We start from the raw sequence: 16523 nt of genomic DNA, 5'->3' as shown, positions 1-16523 counted from the left end.
ATCCGAAAGGAGTAAACCCCCTTGAAGACGACGAGGTTGATAGGGCAGGGGTGGAAGTGCGGTAACGCATGGAGCTGACTGCTACTAATAGGGTGAGGGCTTGACCAACTAGTGAGAAAACGGTCAAGACAGAATGGAAACAGAACGGAGTGAGTTTACTCACGGAGGGCTGTTTACAGACTGGATTGAACATTTGCGAGCAAATGACACCGAATGACGAAGTCATGAGGTGACCGATTTCGAACGGAAGCTTGGTTATTGATTCAGAAATGTCAACATGTATGTGGTTTTGAAGATACGATAGAAAAAAGCCAATGCTAGAGCAGATGAGTAATCTGTTGTATCATTGGTTTTTTTATTTCTTAAATATAGAATGGCGGACTGTATCTTTGAACTGTTTCAGTGTATACTGAGATAAAAACTAATAATAAATTTATACGTAAAGGATGAACATATGGAATTTTATAAGGTAAAAATAACCAGAAAAGGAACAAAACCACCTATTTGGAGACGCTGCCTTGTTCCTGCAGATATCACATTTGCACAGATGGCAGTTGTACTTGAAGAGATTCTGGAATATGAAACTTCATCTTTATATGAATTTGAATTTTTCCAGAAAAAAGTACGCATCCGGGAATGGACAGAAGACGGGGAAAGCGCAACCTGGCAATATGATTTTCAAAATGCAGCAGATACTTTCGTAAATGATCTGATGAATACAGAAAAATGGTTTACTTTCAGAATCCATGCAGAAGAAAAACTGCCAGAATATCGTGTAGATATTGAAAACAGAGTTAAGAAAGCGATATTAGATGAGGGAGACAAAGAAGTATGTTTTCCTGTAATCGTGAAAGAAGTAAGCAGAGAAGATGAAGAAATATGGACAGATGCATTAGAAAGAAATGCTTATCTTGAAGAGACTTTCAAACTGCAGGACGGAGAATCTGATTATCGCAGCTTCGAAGAAATTAAGGCAGATACAGAAAGCAATAAAATCCTCATAACCAGCACAAAGCCAGTAAGTCGGGAACTTCATAATAAACAATCCACTGATTCAATCATGAGAGAATTTACGGATAACTATCTGAATCCATTTATCGAACAAAAAATGGCAGAGCTTGAGCTGGAAGAAGAAGGAACCAGAAATCCAGATGTCAAAGAATATCTTCTTTCCTACAAAAAAGAAGATCTCGAAGAAAAAGCCAAAGAATTCAACATCACCTGCAGTGGCAGCACCAAAGAAGAACTTGCAGAGGAGATTGCGAAATATGTTCTGAGTCCGGAAGGAATGCGAGAGATTTTTCTTCAGGCAGATGAATGGGAAGCAGATGCATTTGAGGCAGTCCTGGACAAGAAATGTTTTCTTGCAGAAGAAACAGACTGGATCAAACTTGGCTGGCTCAGCGATGCAGGATATGTGGTTTCCTACAGCGACCATCATGCCGAAGTTCCGAAAGCAGTTATTTCCTTATATAAAGAGATCAACACTCCGGAATTCCGCAAATTATGCAGACAGGTAAGCTGGATGCGTTCCTGCCAGACTATGCTCGGATTTATTTATGCGATCGCGCCATTAAAGATCGTATACCGCATGTATCGCAGAAGACCAGATTACAAGGTAAGTTATGACGAATTCCTTGAAATCTTGAAACAGGTTCCGGAAAACGACAATATGTGCATCGTCCGCGATGACAAAATGATCCTCAAAACAGTACTTCGCGAAAACCTTTATGAACGGATCGAAGAGTATCAGGGAGACAGAGAATTCTATATGCCGTCACCGGAAGAAGTGCTGGACTATGCAAAACACGGCTACCCATCCCAGGATCCGGCATATAAAAAACTTGAAAACTTCCTGAGAGAAGAACTTCATCAGAATACAGCTCAGATCACAGAGCTGATGTACATTGTGTTCAAAGAGTTTTCTATGGATGGAATGCTTTCTGATATCACAGAAGAGTTTAAGAACAGAAATGTTGTGTTTGAATCAGATAAACAGATGGAAACTTTTGCTTCTATCATGACAAATGTAAATAATAACACAAGAATGCTGGATTTCCGTGGATATACACCGAATGAGATCGCACGTATGTCCGTATCGGAAAGAACGATTCCGTCAATCGTTCCGATGGGAAGCATAGCAAATAAGACTTTTGTTCCGTCAAATATGGCAACAAAGAAAATCTATCCAAACGATCCATGCCCATGCGGAAGCGGTAAGAAATACAAGAAATGCTGTGGCAGAAAGTAAGAAAGGACAGGCTTTAAAATATGAAGTTATTGATCGTGCGTCACGGTGATCCGGATTACACCATAGATTCCCTGACAGAAAAAGGCTGGAAAGAAGTTGAATTTCTTTCTGAGAAACTTTCAAAACTTGATATCAAAGATTTTTATGTGTCACCGCTCGGCAGAGCCAAAGACACCGCATCTCTTACTCTCAAAAAAATGAACCGAACAGCGACAGAATGTGACTGGCTCAGAGAGTTTGATGTTCTGATCGACCGTCCGGATGTAACGGACCGCAAGATCATTCTCTGGGATTGGCTTCCACAGGACTGGAGCATGGACGAGCGTTTTTATCAGTATGATCACTGGTTTGAAAATGAACGCCTCCAGGCAGCAGATACAAAAAAACATTACGACTATGTCACAGGAGAATTTGATAAGCTTCTCGCAGAACATGGTTATGTCAGAGAAGGACACTACTACAGAGTCGAAAAAGCAAACAACGATACCATCGTTTTCTTCTGCCATTTCGGCCTGGAATGTGTGCTTCTGAGCCATCTGATGAGCGTATCCCCAATGGTCCTCTGGCACGGAGCCGCCGCTGCGCCAAGTTCCGTAACGACCGTAACAACAGAAGAAAGACGCAAAGGAATCGCAAGTTTCAGAATGAATTCCTTCGGCGACATTTCCCACCTTTACGCAAACAACGAACCGCCTGCCTTTGCAGCGAGATTCTGCGAATGCTATGATAATAAAGACGAAAGACATGATTAAATTGAGAGAGGACGAGATTCAAAAGAATCTTGTCCTTTCTTGCGTATAGGACAGGTGTATGGTATATTAAAACTATAAATTAACAGATCAGACATATTATTTTCAATATATAAAGAGGGCAACAGCGATGTTGGCTGAAAATATATAAAAAATGAAGGAGGAAAAAAATGGAAAGGGGAACCAAAATTTTTAAAAGAATGTTGGGTGTTGTCCTGGCGATTGTGATGTGTATGACATTGACAACAGTACAGACACCAACGGAGGTGCAGGCAGCGTCAGGATTGAGTTCTTATAAGAGGGTAAGTTTTTATAAGTCTCAGAAAATTGGAAATACGGTGTATTCCATGAAATATAATGACAGATATAACAGATACACGATTTATATGAGAAGAAATGGAAAAACACAGGCACTTGTCAGAGACTGCTCGGGTGGAGGCTTTGTTACAAATGGAAAGGTTATTTACTATACAAGTGGAAACTTTTATTCTTATGGTTCATTTGGAGGAAATTACAAAAATATTCGAATCAAACAGTATTCGATCAGTTCCAGAAAGTCCAGAACACTGCTTTATAAATCAGGACCTGCGAGATCTCTGGCACCGGTTGCCTGTGATGGAACTTATCTTTATTTTGGTCTTTGCACACAGTATGGTGGTGCATATTATAATTTAAGCATTATGAATGTGAGGACCAGAAGAGTTGCTTATACCAATTATGGCGTGAGTGATATTCGCCGTCTGAGTAATGGAAAACTCCTTGTTTCAGCGACAGAATTTCCACATGGAGGAAGTCTTGCAATCATGAACCGCAATGGCAGTGGCAGAAAACTGATTACCAGAGAAAATGTCACGCAGGTAAGCGTAAAGGGCAAATACATTTACTACACAGAATCGAAATATTCCTGGGAAAGCAGGAAATGCAGATGCGATTTAAATGGAAATAACAAAAAAGCATTGACGAAATGGAGTGGCGGACTCGCTAGGTAACTTTGAGAATGTTTGGGATAATCCCGGAAAGGAAGATATCTATGAAAAAGAAGACCAGAAAAATCCTGTTACCGGTCATATTGTTTTTGATATTAATGGCGATGATGCCTGTTCAGGCTCAGGCTGCAAATCGGACAGCAACTACAGTCAGAATGAAAACTTATTACAAAAGCGGTAAGAAGTTTATGACTGTACGGGGGCTGGACAGCAGGAGCAGATTAGTCTGGAAATATACAACAAAGAGTTATCCTGCTACAGAACTTAAGCAGATAACCTGCCTTGTTCGCGCAGACAAAGTTTATGTTTTTGAGAGTTCCAAAGTAATTGCATTTCGGAAAAAAGACGGCAGACGTTTATGGAGCACATCCAAAATCAGCCCGGCAGGGCATATTTTCGGTTTTGACAGGTACGATAATCTTTATGTAACCGGCTACTATGACAAGTATGTTTACAAAATATCGACTAAAGGAAAGATTATTTGGAAAACAAACACATTCAGAACCGGAAATTACTGGCCATACAAAGTAACTGCTTCCGGAAACTATGTTACTATTTTGTACGATATGAACTCAAGGAATTATTCATCCCGGAAGGTTCATAAAATTATTTTTAATATGAGGAACGGCAGAATCGTAAGATATTCGTAGTCCGGACATGGAAATGCCAACCTGCCAGTGGTGTGAAAAACACCGCTGGCAGGTTTTTTTTGACTCCAAAACAGAAAACAAAAATCAAATTGCGAAAGAGTAAAATAGATAATATAATGTTGAGTAAGATATTAATTCACACAGACAAGGAGTAAACATTTGATTTCAAAGACAATGCAAACAATCTTACATGCACTATCTTATGGAAATATAGAGGTGGAGGCGTCACGGCGGCTGGCAGATATTAAGAAGCTGGATGCGATGCGTATATTTGTGAAGAAACTGGATACAAAAGTGTATAATGGAGCTTATGAAGTACCTGTGCGGCTGTATTTTCCGAGTGAGGAAGCTATGAGCGGAGAGCCTGTGGATGGAGAAAAATATCCGGTTCTGCTCTTTTTTCATGGCGGCGGCTGGGTGACGGAAAGTGTGGAGAATTATGACCGCGTATGCAGCAGGATGGCGCAGTCTACAGGGCATATCGTGATGTCTGTGGAGTATCGTCTTGCACCGGAATATCATTTCCCGGTTCCGCTGGAGGACTGTTATGCGGCGGCGAAAGCACTTTATACAGGCAGACTGATCCTTCCGGCTGATCCGGACAGAATCACGATCATTGGAGACAGCGCAGGAGGAAATCTTGCGGCGGCGGTCTGCCTTCTTGCAAGAGAACGAGGAGAGTTCATGCCACGGAAACAGATCCTGATCTATCCAGCATTGAACAACTGTTATACAGAAGAATCCCCCTATAGATCCGTGCAGGAAAATGGCGAAGGCTATCTCCTCACAGCAGTCAAAATGGAAGATTATCTCAAATTATATGAGAGCAGTCCAGATGACAGACAGAACCCATATTTCGCACCGATCCTCGAAAAAGACCTCTCCCATATGCCGGATACGTTGATCCTTACCGCAGAGTTTGATCCCCTGCGGGACGAAGGAGAAGCATACGGTAAACGCCTGGAAGAAGCGGGAAATTATGTGGAAGTGCACAGGATCCCGGAAGCACTTCACGGCTATTTTGCACTGGGGATCCGGTTCCTTCATGTGCAGGAAAGCTTTGAGATCATGAATAAGTTTTTGGAGAAAGAAGCGGATAAAACGTGGAAACAGGATATTCAAAATGGAGAAAATTAGATAACGCGGCACTGGCTTTTCCGCTGGTGACGGGGAAGAATGACAGCAGGGTTTTCCGGTTTTACTGCCAGCTGAAAGAAGAGGTAGATCCGGATATTCTGCAGAAAGCACTGGACCAGACAATGGAGAAATATCCACTGTTCCAGGCGGTGCTCCGCAAGGGTTTGTTCTGGTTTTATCTGGAGCGAAGAGACATCCGGGCAGTCGTAAAACCGGAGAAAAAACCACCGTGCAGCCAGCTCTATATACCGGATCAGAAGTCGCTTCTGTTTCGCGTGAGCTACCACAGAAACCGGATCAATTTCGAGGTTTATCATGCACTGACAGACGGAACAGGAGCGATGAATTTCGTTACAGAACTGGTTCAGGATTACTTGATCCTGGCACATCCTGAAGATAAACTTCCATGGATCGAACTGGCAGATGAGGCGACTCCCGGCGAGCAGGAAGAGGACAGTTTTTCACAGTATTATTCGTCAAAAATCCCAAAAAACAAAGAGAAAAAACCACCGGCAGTGCAGCTGAAAGGAGAGAAACTGATTCACTCCGATATGCAGATCACGGAAGTCATTTTTTCGGTGAAAGAGATTCTGGCAAAAGCCCGTTCTTATAGTGTGTCGATCACGATATTTCTGACTGCACTTCTGCTTCGCGCGATTCATGAGGATATCCCGAAGAACCAGCAGAAGCGCCCGATCACACTGATGATCCCGGTCAATCTGCGTAATTATTTTCCATCACAGTCAATGGGAAATTTCTTTGGCTGGATCGAAGTAGGCTATAAATTTGAGGAAAGTACAACTTTCGAACAGCTTCTGCAATCCGTAAAAGACCAGTTTAAAGAAAAACTTCAGAAAGACAGGATCGCAATGGATATGAACGGTTATGTCCGTCTGGAAAAGAATCCGTTCATACGTGCAGTCCCACTGGAGATCAAACGATATTTCCTCATTGCAGGTGCAAATCTGGGAGGAAGAAGTATTACAGCAGTATATTCCAATATCGGAATTCTCAAATTCCCTCCGGAATATAAGAAATATATTGACAGGTTCGGTATCTTTGCAAGCACGAATTCCCTGCAGGTCTGCTCCTGTTCTTATGAAGATCAGTTTGTGGTAGATTTTACCTCTAAGATACCGGATGACAGGATCCAGAAAAACTTTGTCCGCATGCTGAAAGAAGAGGGGATTTCCTGCAAAGAAGAAAAAAATGAATTCCCGGGATGCGGTGAAAAACAAAAAAAAGAGGACAGAAAAGTGATGCAGACTTTCACATTTTTGTGCCTGGCAGTTGCTGTGATCTGCGGCATGTTCAACTATCTGATGCTCGGAACACTGAACTGGTTCTGGTTCGCGTCAGCAGGCTGTTTCTGTGCATGGCTGGTGGTTCATGTGGCTTATCTGAAGCGAAGAAACATCCTCAAGAATGAAATGTGGCAGCTTCTGATCATAACGGTTTTATGTGTTTTGTGGGATCATTTTACGGGATGGCATGGCTGGTCGATCGACTTCGTATTTCCATTCGGAGCACTGGCAGTCCTGGGTTCGATCCCTGTGATCGCAAAGATCAACCATCTGGAAAGAGAAGAATATCTGTATTATCTGATACAATCCGCAGGTATAGGATGTATTCCTGCAATCCTGACCGCAGTCGGCCTCATTACTTACACCTGGCCGTCTGTATTAAGTGCAGGGATCAGCTTTCTGACGCTGGCAGGTTTGTTTATTTTTCAGAAAAAGGACATGTTGCGTGAATTCAGAAAGAAATTAAGAATATAAAAAATTAAAAAGGGAAAGAAAAATATGGGACAGGAAAAAGCGTTACCATGGAAAAACTGGGAAGTAGTTAAGCTTATCGGAAAAGGAACGTATGGAGATGTCTATGAAATCCGGAAAGAGAATACCCAATATGCTGCCAGAGCGGCATTGAAAGTAATTCACGTATCGCTTGATGAGCAGAAAAGGCGAGAACTGGAATCCGAAAGGATTTCACTGGCATCGTATTTACAGGAAACGCAGGCGAATATTACTTCAGAGATTAATATTATGGAATCTTTGAAAAGTGCATCACATATTGTGGCGATTGAGGATTCTGAAATTCAGGAAGAACCTGATGGGTGGACTCTTTTTATAAGGATGGAACTTCTTAAAAGTCTGGTGCAGCTTCGAAGCGAAAGAAACCTTACAATGAAAGAAATCCTGAAACTGGGACTTGATCTGTGCGATGGGCTGCAGGCATGCAGGAAAAAAGGTGTTATACACAGAGATATCAAACCAGCCAATATTTTTATTTCAGAGTTTGGGGAGTATAAATTAGGCGATTTCGGAATTTCCAAACAGTTGGAACATACGATGTCAGGGTCTACGCGGGCAGGAACTGAAAGCTATATGGCTCCGGAAGTTTTTTACGGAAAAGTGTATGATGCTACGGTAGATCTTTACTCTCTGGGGATTGTTTTATACCAGCTTGCAAATAAGGGAAAGTTGCCGTTTGTGCCACCGGATCGGGAAGTTGTGTCATACAGTGATGTGACAAAGGCAAAGCAGAGACGTCTAAAAGGAGAGATACTTCCAGACCCGGCAATGGGAGGCCATGTACTTGGCGATATTCTGCGGAAGGCATGTGCAGTTAATCCGAGAGATCGATACCAGAGTCCGCAGGAAATGTATGAAGAACTAGAAAAGCTTTTACAAAGCTATGACCAGAACCAGAAAGACCAGGAAACAGCAAAAGTTTCAGAAAAAGAAAGAGCAGAAGAAGACATTCATTTTTTCTCCGGATTGGAAGATGATTTGGAGAAAACAGAAGCAGAGAAAACAGAATCAGTGAAACCGGAACGGGTGATAGTACAGCCGGTGGAACCGGAGAATAAAACCCCGAAAACTCCAAAGAAATCCTCCAAAATGCCAGCGATAATCGGCATTCTGTGTATTGCGGGAATTGCAATTGCTGCATTTGGCTATATGAGAATGGGAAATTTACAGAAAATCGAATCGAAAGAGAATCAGGAAGTATCGGCAACTGCCATTCCGACAATAAGTGCAGCACCAACGGAAGCTCCGATAGAAACTCCAACAGAAGCCCCTGTTCCGACAGTTGAAATCTCCCCAACAGAAGCTGCATTGGAGGAAAATACAGAAGAAACGGATTGGTTCAACGATTTTGACAACAGAGATTCGGAAGAGACAGATTGGTTTGATGACTGGAACTATGACGAGAATGGAAATAAGGTAAATTAAAAATATCCACTTTACAATAAGGAGAAAAACAATGTTAGAATGTGATTATGAAGTAAAACAGATCGATGGAGACTATGCACATCTGCAGAGGATTGACAGACCAGAGGAGGAACTTAAGCTGGTGGCGAGGGCGCTTCTGCCGATGGAGATTTATGAGGGATGTATCCTTCATTATGAGATGATGCAGTACTCTATGAAATAGATCCGGGAGATACGAGTAAGATGGAACAGTATTACTACAACTACATGGATAAACAGAAGCAGGCGGCGTATCATGCCATGCTGCAGGGAATCCGCGGACTGGCGGATGAATTTCAGATTCCGGCACTGGATGCAGATGCTCTATATGATGTATTTTTTCAGCTGAGGCTGGATCATCCGGAGATTTTCTGGGCAACCGGATACAAGTACCGCTACTACAAAGACTCACCGAATATCATCTTTATCCCGGAATATCTCTTCGAAAAAAGTAAGATCAAAGAACACCAGAAGGCAATGACCGCACGGGTAGACAAGCTCGTGCGGCCTGCCAAAAACCTGTCCGAATGGGAAAAGGAAAAATATGTCCACGATTTTATCTGCGAAAACATCCGCTACGATAAACTCAAGAAACCATATTCTCACGAGATCATAGGACCGCTCGGACAGGGAGTGGGTGTCTGTGAGGGAATCGCCAAGGCGGTCAAAGTCCTTCTCGATGAGCTTGGTGTCTGGTGCGTCATCGCAATCTGCGGAAACAATCCGGATAAGGGGATTAAATACCGCCACACCTGGAATATCGTCAAAGTCGGCGGCGTATATTATCATCTGGATGCGACTTTTGACAACGCCCTTGGAAAGAGCGACCAGGTGCAGGATATCCGCTACGATTACTTTAATCTTGACGATAAGAGTATTTTCCGGGATCATGAGCCTCTGATCGCACCGGCACCACACTGCACAGATCACGAACATTTTTACTACAAAGAAAAGAAACTTTCCTTTACGAAGCAGGAAGATGTCTACAAGCGCTCCCTGCAGGCTGCAAAGAAAGGCAAAACACTCACCTTCCACTGGCGTGGCGGCTATCTTACCAGAGAAGTACTGAAGGAACTTCTCGACCTGATCCGCAAAGCGGGAGAAGAAAGAAAAAAGACATCAGTTGTAAATGTCAACTGGCCGCAGGCAGTCCTGAGCCTCCATTACATAGAAGAACAGGCACAGGAATGCATCACAATGGAAGATGCAAATGAGGGAGAAAAAGAATAATTTTTTAATAAGGGGAAATTACTATGCTGGAAACATTTCAGGTTTTACATATTGAAGAACCGGATTTCGGCTGTGAAGGGTGGCCGGATGGATTTGAGATCAAAGACAAAGTACTTCTCAAAAGCAATCTCACAGGAGAAGAAAAGATCATCCACGAAAAAGATGCCAGACTGTATGAGCTGGACATCAACGAGGGCGACGAAGTGTTCCTGATCGAAGGCGAACTGAGGAAACTGCGGTAGGAGCTTAGGTCTTGTTCATGGGATAAATAGGAAAAGGATGAGGAGATTGCTGAAGCGATTCAAAACAGAGATCAATCCTACAGAAGAGCAGAAGATTAAAATACATAAGACAATCGGCACATGCAGATACATTTATAAACAATGGAGTGAGGATTATGAGCATTGAATTAAAAATCCTGGATTTTATCCAGACACTGCATACACCGGTGCTGGATAAGATCATGGTCGGGATCACCAGACTTGGAGATGCCGGAATTATCTGGATCATTTTGACGGCGATCTTTCTGGTGATACCGAAAACAAGGCGGGCCGGCGGCGTAATGCTGGCGGCACTGGTTGTACAGACGATACTGTGCAATGTGATTCTCAAAAATCTGTTTGCGAGGACAAGACCGTATGATGTAAATACGACGGTTCAGCTTCTGGTTCCGAAGCTTCACGATTTTTCTTTCCCGTCGGGTCACACATCAGCATCGTTTACAACAGTGGGCGCATTGTATTTTGCAAAAAATAAAGCCTGGAAACCGGCGCTGGTACTTGCCTGCCTGATCGCAGTCTCAAGACTTTATTTATATGTACATTATCCTACAGATGTACTGGGAGGAATCCTTCTCGGAATTTTGTCAGGATATATAGGATACAAAATTATGGAAAAACTGAGAAACAGATAAAATAAATATAGAGGAAAAACCATGCAGAAAATCAGAGAAGCGATCAGTTTTTATGGACGAGTCCAGGGTGTTGGATTCCGGTATAAATTAGGATACCTGGCACAGATGTACAGTGTGACCGGATGGGCGAGAAACGAATATGACGGTTCTGTTTCGACAGAATTGCAGGGCCTTGAAGAAGATATTGACAAGATCATTCAGGCACTTTACAATGACCGTTATATAGAGATCGATGATATCCGAAGGCGAAGGATTTCTCTGGATGAGGATGAGCGGCGATTCGGAATCCGCTACTGAAGGGAGATGCACAAATGGAAGAATTATATCAGGCAATTGAGGAAAAGATCAAGTCATCAGGTTATCCGAGGGAAATTTCCGGTGAAGCAGTCTACGAGGACATCTGTGACCAGATTGACGGCAAAGAAAACGGCACTTATGTATTACTGTCCAAGTTTGAGGATGATGTGATCTTTGAGTATCATATCACAGTTATGGATCATGAATTTAATCTTGGAATCCTTACAATGAGACTTCCAGAGGGAGTTTACGCAGTAAACTTTGATGAGGATTAATAAGGATTGATTAGCAGAGAGCGGGCAGAGACCTGCTCTTTTTGCAGATAAAATGAATAAAGAGGGGGGATTGTTTATGTGGATCTTATTCGCAGTAGGATCTTCTTTTTTTGCGGGAATCACAGCGATTCTCGCAAAGTGTGGAATTCAGAAAACAGATTCAGATGTGGCGACAGCAGTGAGAACGATCGTAGTTCTTCTGTTCTCATGGCTGATGGTGCTGGTCACGGGGACTTTTTCTGGAATCCACAATATCAGCAGAGAGACGCTGCTGTTTCTCGTTTTGTCCGGACTGGCGACGGGAGCATCGTGGCTGTGCTATTTTCATGCGCTCCAGAAAGGCGATGTCAACAAGGTTGTGCCAATCGATAAATCCAGTACGATACTGACGATCTTCCTGGCGTTGATCTTTCTCCATGAGGGACTGACATGGGCGAAGCTTGGCTGTGTCTGTCTGATCGCGATCGGTACTTATATGATGATCTCCAGAAAGAAAGTTATAGAAGATACAAAGAAAAAAGACAGCAGTTGGTTTATTTATGCAGTGCTTTCAGCAGTCTTTGCGAGCCTGACAGCGATTCTTGGAAAGGTTGGAATTTCAGGGATTGACTCAAACCTGGGAACCGCGATCCGTACAACAGTTGTGCTTCTGATGGCATGGCTGATGGTTTTTGTCCAGGGTAAGCAGAAGGAAGTAAAAGAGATTGAGAAAAAAGAGCTTCTTTTTATCGGACTTTCAGGTATCGCGACAGGAGCTTCCTGGCTCTGTTATTATCGTGCTCTGCAGGAAGGACCTGCAAGTGTTGTCGTGCCGATCGATAAACTCAGTATTCTCGCGACGATTGCTTTTTCCTGGATCGTTTTCCACGAAAAACTGACGCGCAAATCTGCGGTGGGAGTTGTACTGATCACTGTCGGAACGGTACTTATGACGATGGCGTAAAATCATCAGAGTCATTGTGAATGGGATGGATGGCAGGGCGATAGAAATTTCCTATAACATTATAACAAAATAGAGATACCCATTTACAGGATAAAGATGGTAAGATAAAGAAAAACGAAAGAGCAGGAGTTGAAATACAATGGGACATTTTTATTTTGTGAGACATGGACAGACAGTCTGGAATGTAGAGAATAAGATCTGCGGAGCGACAGATATCGCGCTGACAGAGAAGGGACATCAGCAGGCGATCGAGACAGGACATGAGATTCTGCGACAGGGGATCCAGGCAGATGAGATCCTTTATTCTCCGTTGATGCGTGCAGCAGATACAGCAAAACATATTTCTGAGATCACCGGAATCCCGGCGCGTGTAGAGCCGAGACTGATCGAGCAGAATTTCGGAAAATACGAATCCACTGCCCGCAACGGAGAGGAATTCCAGAAAGCAAAGCAGCAGTTCATTACCAGATACGACGGTGGAGAATCCATGCTGCATCTGGCACAGAGGATCTACAATCTCCTCGACGAGATCAAAGAAGAATCCGATCACAAAACCTATATCCTCGTGGCACACAACGGGATTTCCAGGGTGATCCAGTCCTATTTCTACGAGATGACAAACGAAGAATACGCGACATTCGGAGTGAAAAACTGCGAAGTCAGAAGATTTGATTTTGAGTGATAAATGAAACAAAAATACAGGCAGGAAATTCGCATAACAGCGCAAAATTCCTGCCTGTTTTTATGTTGTAGTGCGGAATGCAGTATGCTATAATACACACTAGTATACTAGGTTAAAAGGAGCGTTTAGCAATGAATATCCATGATAAATATAAAGTATTACAGCAGAATCTGAAAGCAATGGGAAGTGTTGCAGTTGCTTTTTCAAGCGGTGTGGATTCTACTTTCCTGCTGAAAGCAGCGCTGGAAGCTCTTGGAGGAGAGAATGTGATCGCAGTTACCGCAAGTTCCTGTTCTTTCCCGGAGAGAGAACTGAAGGAAGCGAAAGAGTTCTGTGAGAAAAACGGCGTGCGTCATATCGTCTGTAAATCTGAGGAGCTGGATATCGACGGTTTCCGCCAGAATCCGAAGAACCGCTGCTATCTCTGCAAGCATGAACTCTTTGAGAAAATCTGGGAGATTGCCCGTGAAAATGGCATGAATGCAGTTGCTGAGGGTTCCAATATGGACGACAATGGCGACTACCGTCCAGGTCTGATCGCGGTCAAGGAACTTGGCGTCAGCAGCCCGCTTCGTCAGGCAGAACTTTATAAAGAAGAAATCCGCGAACTTTCCAAAGAAATGGGACTTCCGACCTGGGACAAACAGTCCTTTGCCTGTCTTTCCTCACGTTTTGTCTACGGTGAGACCATCAGTGAGAAAAAACTCGGCATGGTAGACAAGGCAGAGCAGCTTCTTCTGGACATGGGATTCCATCAGGTGCGCGTCCGCATCCACGGAAACATCGCCAGAATCGAAGTCCTTCCAGACGAGATCACCAAAATTGTCGAGGAAGGCAACAGAACAAAAATTGCAAACCAGCTCAAAGAGTATGGTTTTGACTATGTAACTCTCGATCTTCTGGGCTACCGTACCGGAAGTATGAATGAAACACTGGATGAAAAAGAAAAGGAGATATAAATGTTAAATCAGTTTTCCAGAACAGAACTGTTATTTGGTAAAGAAGCCATGGAGAAACTGGCGGACTCCAGAGTTGCCGTTTTTGGAATCGGTGGAGTCGGCGGTTATACCGTAGAGGCACTTGTGCGAAGTGGAGTTGGTAAACTTGATCTGATCGATGATGACAAAGTCTGCCTCACCAACTTGAACCGTCAGATCATCGCCACCAGAAGCACTGTCGGCAAATACAAAGTCGATGTTATGAAAGACCGCATCCTCGACATCAACCCAAAGGCAGAAGTTAATGTCCACAAATGCTTCTACCTTCCAGAAACCAAGGATGAGTTTGACTTTTCCCAATATGATTATGTTGTAGATGCAGTAGATACCGTAACTGCAAAGATCCAGCTCGTCATGGAAGCCAAAGAAGCCGGCGTTCCGATCATCAGCAGTATGGGAGCCGGAAACAAACTCGACCCGACTGCTTTTCAGGTAGCAGACATCTACAAAACATCCGTCTGCCCTCTGGCAAAAGTTATGCGTCGTGAACTCAAAAAACGTGGAATTAAGAAGCTCAAAGTGGTATACTCTCAGGAGAAGCCAATCCGCCCGATTGAGGACATGTCTATCAGCTGCCGTACACACTGCATCTGCCCTCCGGGCGCAGCACATAAATGCACAGAGCGTCGTGATATTCCAGGTTCCACAGCCTTTGTTCCGTCCGTAGTCGGACTGATCATCGCAGGAGAAGTGATCAAAGACCTGGCAGGGAAAAACTAAAAAAGGATTTGATGATAAGATAAAATCATCATATGGAACGTATTTCAGACAGAGGAGGGGCAGTACATGAAAAGAAAAGCAGCAGCACTTGCATTGACAGTTGCGATGACAATGGCAGTCAGCGGAAGCGTTTATGCAGAACCGAAGTCAACAGAAGTAGAGCCAGGTATCACTGGAAATCCTGAGGAGTCAGAAGCGAGATCTTCTGTGGCGGATGGCTGTGAGACAGGGAAGCATTCATGGACGGAATGGACAGTAACGATCCCGGCAGACTGTGTAACTGAGGGTCAGCAGACACGGAGCTGTGAGGAGTGTGGAATATCAGAAACAGCGTCCATACCAAAAACAAAGGAACATGATCTGAAAGAAATCTCACGTCAGGAAGCCACCGACGATAAGGATGGTTTTATCATCTATGCGTGCAAGAGGAATGGTTGCGATTATCAGATGAAGGAAGTTATTCCGGCGAAAGCAGCATCTGATCCGGAAGATACAGACGAAAATAAAGATGGCGAAGAGAAAGATCCGGAGAAGGAAAACACTGTGGATTCTGATACAAAGAATGAAAGTAAATCTGAAGAAAATTCCAAAGATGAAACGAAAAATGATGGTATCGGTGGCAGCGATACAAAGGAACTTCCAGACGAAGATATCGACGAAGAATATGCAAGTTTTGCATACGCGACATCTTCAGAAGTAGTAGCAGAATATGACCCGGAAACGGCAGTCAGCACACGCAAAATCACGAATCCGACAGACCCTTCTGACACGGAAGAAGTGGAAGGAAGAGCAGTTTCAGAAGGCATTGTGGATGTCAAAAAAGACTCCGATGGAAACATCACAGACCTTGCAATTTCTACTTCTGTTGAGGAGATAAAACATGGATTTTCGTTCAGCAGTGAGAGTAAAACTCTGAATTCCATTGCGATCATCAACAGCAAAGTTCCGGGCGTAAACTGGATCACTTTGACTGCGAAGGAACCGGCATCCGAACTTGGAATCCATCTGAAACAGACAGATGACGGAATGATAATGACGCTCACAGAAAATCAGAAACTGGTCAATATCATCAGGATCACAGAAGCCAAAAAGAAGATCACAATGACCACTTCCACTGGTGGAAGCTGCGAGATCAGTCAGGAGATCCAGAAGTTTACAGTCAGAGATAAGAACAAAAACTTCACGGATATAGATATGAATGAAGTTGTTTTTCATAGAATAGACGGGAAGAATCCGTACATAGAACTGGCTGCACTGAAAGAATTAAAGAAAGAAAAAACATCCCAGGATACGGCAAAGAAGGATGAGAAATACTACTGGATCCAACAGTATGACGATGAATCCCAGACACCTGTCGTGATCACTGTATATGAGAAATAATATTGTTAAATTAATCACAGAATAAGTAAAAAAACAGGTCATTATCCTCATTTTC

19 protein-coding genes and 1 rRNA gene are annotated in these 16523 nt (G+C 43.3%); all 20 read left to right on the top strand.

The annotated features are described in order from the left end of the window. Positions 1-108, top strand: a 23S ribosomal RNA gene (locus DWX28_RS07865); the annotation flags it as partial. 346 nt (positions 109-454) lie between these two features. Then, entirely contained in the window at positions 455-2251 is a 1797-nt protein-coding gene (locus DWX28_RS07860; protein WP_118252361.1) for an IS1096 element passenger TnpR family protein, read from the top strand. 20 nt (positions 2252-2271) lie between these two features. Further along, on the top strand, positions 2272-3003 hold the full coding sequence (locus tag DWX28_RS07855; RefSeq protein ID WP_022213282.1) for a histidine phosphatase family protein: 732 nt from the start codon (positions 2272-2274) through the stop codon (positions 3001-3003). Between the two features lie 167 nt (positions 3004-3170). Then, positions 3171-3989, top strand: a complete 819-nt coding sequence (locus tag DWX28_RS07850) for a hypothetical protein (protein ID WP_118252360.1) — start codon at positions 3171-3173, stop codon at positions 3987-3989. Positions 3990-4030: 41 nt separating this feature from the next. Then, the gene (locus tag DWX28_RS07845; RefSeq protein ID WP_118252359.1) at positions 4031-4636 is read left to right on the top strand and encodes an outer membrane protein assembly factor BamB family protein; all 606 of its coding nucleotides are present in this window, start codon (positions 4031-4033) and stop codon (positions 4634-4636) included. A 174-nt stretch (positions 4637-4810) separates the two neighbouring features. Continuing rightward, a complete protein-coding gene (locus tag DWX28_RS07840) occupies positions 4811-5773 on the top strand; it encodes an alpha/beta hydrolase (RefSeq protein ID WP_118252369.1) in 963 nt (320 codons plus the stop codon). Continuing rightward, positions 5740-7551 carry a DUF6320 domain-containing protein gene (locus DWX28_RS07835; protein ID WP_118252358.1) on the top strand — a complete coding sequence of 604 codons (1812 nt, stop codon included), beginning with the start codon at positions 5740-5742 and terminating at the stop codon, positions 7549-7551. The genes DWX28_RS07840 and DWX28_RS07835 overlap by 34 nt, the downstream gene beginning before the upstream one ends. A gap of 24 nt (positions 7552-7575) precedes the next feature. Then, on the top strand, positions 7576-9012 hold the full coding sequence (locus DWX28_RS07830; RefSeq protein ID WP_118252357.1) for a serine/threonine protein kinase: 1437 nt from the start codon (positions 7576-7578) through the stop codon (positions 9010-9012). Positions 9013-9043: 31 nt separating this feature from the next. Beyond that, complete coding sequence (locus tag DWX28_RS07825; RefSeq protein ID WP_015540605.1) at positions 9044-9214, top strand: hypothetical protein; 171 nt, start codon at positions 9044-9046, stop codon at positions 9212-9214. 20 nt (positions 9215-9234) lie between these two features. Further along, positions 9235-10260 (top strand): transglutaminase domain-containing protein, encoded by a 1026-nt coding sequence (locus DWX28_RS07820; protein ID WP_118252356.1) that lies wholly within the window; start codon positions 9235-9237, stop codon positions 10258-10260. Positions 10261-10283: 23 nt separating this feature from the next. Next, entirely contained in the window at positions 10284-10502 is a 219-nt protein-coding gene (locus DWX28_RS07815; protein ID WP_022215524.1) for a hypothetical protein, read from the top strand. 37 nt (positions 10503-10539) lie between these two features. Next, a complete protein-coding gene (locus DWX28_RS20525) occupies positions 10540-10668 on the top strand; it encodes a helix-turn-helix domain-containing protein (protein ID WP_334290852.1) in 129 nt (42 codons plus the stop codon). Continuing rightward, positions 10658-11173, top strand: coding sequence for a phosphatase PAP2 family protein (locus tag DWX28_RS07805; RefSeq protein ID WP_118252355.1), 516 nt, complete (start codon positions 10658-10660; stop codon positions 11171-11173). Before DWX28_RS20525 ends, DWX28_RS07805 begins: the two co-directional genes overlap by 11 nt. A 21-nt stretch (positions 11174-11194) precedes the next feature. Beyond that, a complete protein-coding gene (locus DWX28_RS07800) occupies positions 11195-11470 on the top strand; it encodes an acylphosphatase (RefSeq protein WP_118252354.1) in 276 nt (91 codons plus the stop codon). A gap of 14 nt (positions 11471-11484) precedes the next feature. Further along, positions 11485-11745 carry a hypothetical protein gene (locus tag DWX28_RS07795; RefSeq protein ID WP_022215521.1) on the top strand — a complete coding sequence of 87 codons (261 nt, stop codon included), beginning with the start codon at positions 11485-11487 and terminating at the stop codon, positions 11743-11745. Between the two features lie 76 nt (positions 11746-11821). Continuing rightward, entirely contained in the window at positions 11822-12688 is an 867-nt protein-coding gene (locus DWX28_RS07790; protein WP_022215520.1) for an EamA family transporter, read from the top strand. A 139-nt stretch (positions 12689-12827) separates the two neighbouring features. After that, a complete protein-coding gene (locus DWX28_RS07785; RefSeq protein WP_118252353.1) occupies positions 12828-13370 on the top strand; it encodes a histidine phosphatase family protein in 543 nt (180 codons plus the stop codon). A gap of 131 nt (positions 13371-13501) precedes the next feature. Continuing rightward, positions 13502-14329, top strand: coding sequence for an ATP-dependent sacrificial sulfur transferase LarE (gene larE / locus DWX28_RS07780; protein ID WP_118252352.1), 828 nt, complete (start codon positions 13502-13504; stop codon positions 14327-14329). Beyond that, positions 14330-15088: a tRNA threonylcarbamoyladenosine dehydratase gene (locus DWX28_RS07775; RefSeq protein WP_022215517.1), complete on the top strand. Its 759-nt coding sequence runs from the start codon at positions 14330-14332 to the stop codon at positions 15086-15088. Between the two features lie 66 nt (positions 15089-15154). Continuing rightward, positions 15155-16468 (top strand): hypothetical protein, encoded by a 1314-nt coding sequence (locus tag DWX28_RS07770; protein WP_118252351.1) that lies wholly within the window; start codon positions 15155-15157, stop codon positions 16466-16468. Positions 16469-16523: the final 55 nt, after the last annotated feature.

Origin of the sequence: Blautia sp. AF19-10LB (genome assembly GCF_003461245.1) — a bacterium.
GTDB classification, from domain to species: Bacteria; Bacillota; Clostridia; order Lachnospirales; family Lachnospiraceae; genus Blautia_A; species Blautia_A intestinihominis.
This window is presented reverse-complemented; position numbering and strand designations above follow the sequence as displayed.

Coding starts and splice junctions, on each gene's coding strand:
- DWX28_RS07860 (WP_118252361.1), top strand. CDS start 455: ATGGAATTTTATAAGGTAAAAATAACCAGAAAAGGAACAAAACCACCT.
- DWX28_RS07855 (WP_022213282.1), top strand. CDS start 2,272: ATGAAGTTATTGATCGTGCGTCACGGTGATCCGGATTACACCATAGAT.
- DWX28_RS07850 (WP_118252360.1), top strand. CDS start 3,171: ATGGAAAGGGGAACCAAAATTTTTAAAAGAATGTTGGGTGTTGTCCTG.
- DWX28_RS07845 (WP_118252359.1), top strand. CDS start 4,031: ATGAAAAAGAAGACCAGAAAAATCCTGTTACCGGTCATATTGTTTTTG.
- DWX28_RS07840 (WP_118252369.1), top strand. CDS start 4,811: ATGCAAACAATCTTACATGCACTATCTTATGGAAATATAGAGGTGGAG.
- DWX28_RS07830 (WP_118252357.1), top strand. CDS start 7,576: ATGGGACAGGAAAAAGCGTTACCATGGAAAAACTGGGAAGTAGTTAAG.
- DWX28_RS07825 (WP_015540605.1), top strand. CDS start 9,044: ATGTTAGAATGTGATTATGAAGTAAAACAGATCGATGGAGACTATGCA.
- DWX28_RS07820 (WP_118252356.1), top strand. CDS start 9,235: ATGGAACAGTATTACTACAACTACATGGATAAACAGAAGCAGGCGGCG.
- DWX28_RS07815 (WP_022215524.1), top strand. CDS start 10,284: ATGCTGGAAACATTTCAGGTTTTACATATTGAAGAACCGGATTTCGGC.
- DWX28_RS20525 (WP_334290852.1), top strand. CDS start 10,540: ATGAGGAGATTGCTGAAGCGATTCAAAACAGAGATCAATCCTACAGAA.
- DWX28_RS07805 (WP_118252355.1), top strand. CDS start 10,658: ATGAGCATTGAATTAAAAATCCTGGATTTTATCCAGACACTGCATACA.
- DWX28_RS07800 (WP_118252354.1), top strand. CDS start 11,195: ATGCAGAAAATCAGAGAAGCGATCAGTTTTTATGGACGAGTCCAGGGT.
- DWX28_RS07795 (WP_022215521.1), top strand. CDS start 11,485: ATGGAAGAATTATATCAGGCAATTGAGGAAAAGATCAAGTCATCAGGT.
- DWX28_RS07790 (WP_022215520.1), top strand. CDS start 11,822: ATGTGGATCTTATTCGCAGTAGGATCTTCTTTTTTTGCGGGAATCACA.
- DWX28_RS07785 (WP_118252353.1), top strand. CDS start 12,828: ATGGGACATTTTTATTTTGTGAGACATGGACAGACAGTCTGGAATGTA.
- larE (WP_118252352.1), top strand. CDS start 13,502: ATGAATATCCATGATAAATATAAAGTATTACAGCAGAATCTGAAAGCA.
- DWX28_RS07775 (WP_022215517.1), top strand. CDS start 14,330: ATGTTAAATCAGTTTTCCAGAACAGAACTGTTATTTGGTAAAGAAGCC.
- DWX28_RS07770 (WP_118252351.1), top strand. CDS start 15,155: ATGAAAAGAAAAGCAGCAGCACTTGCATTGACAGTTGCGATGACAATG.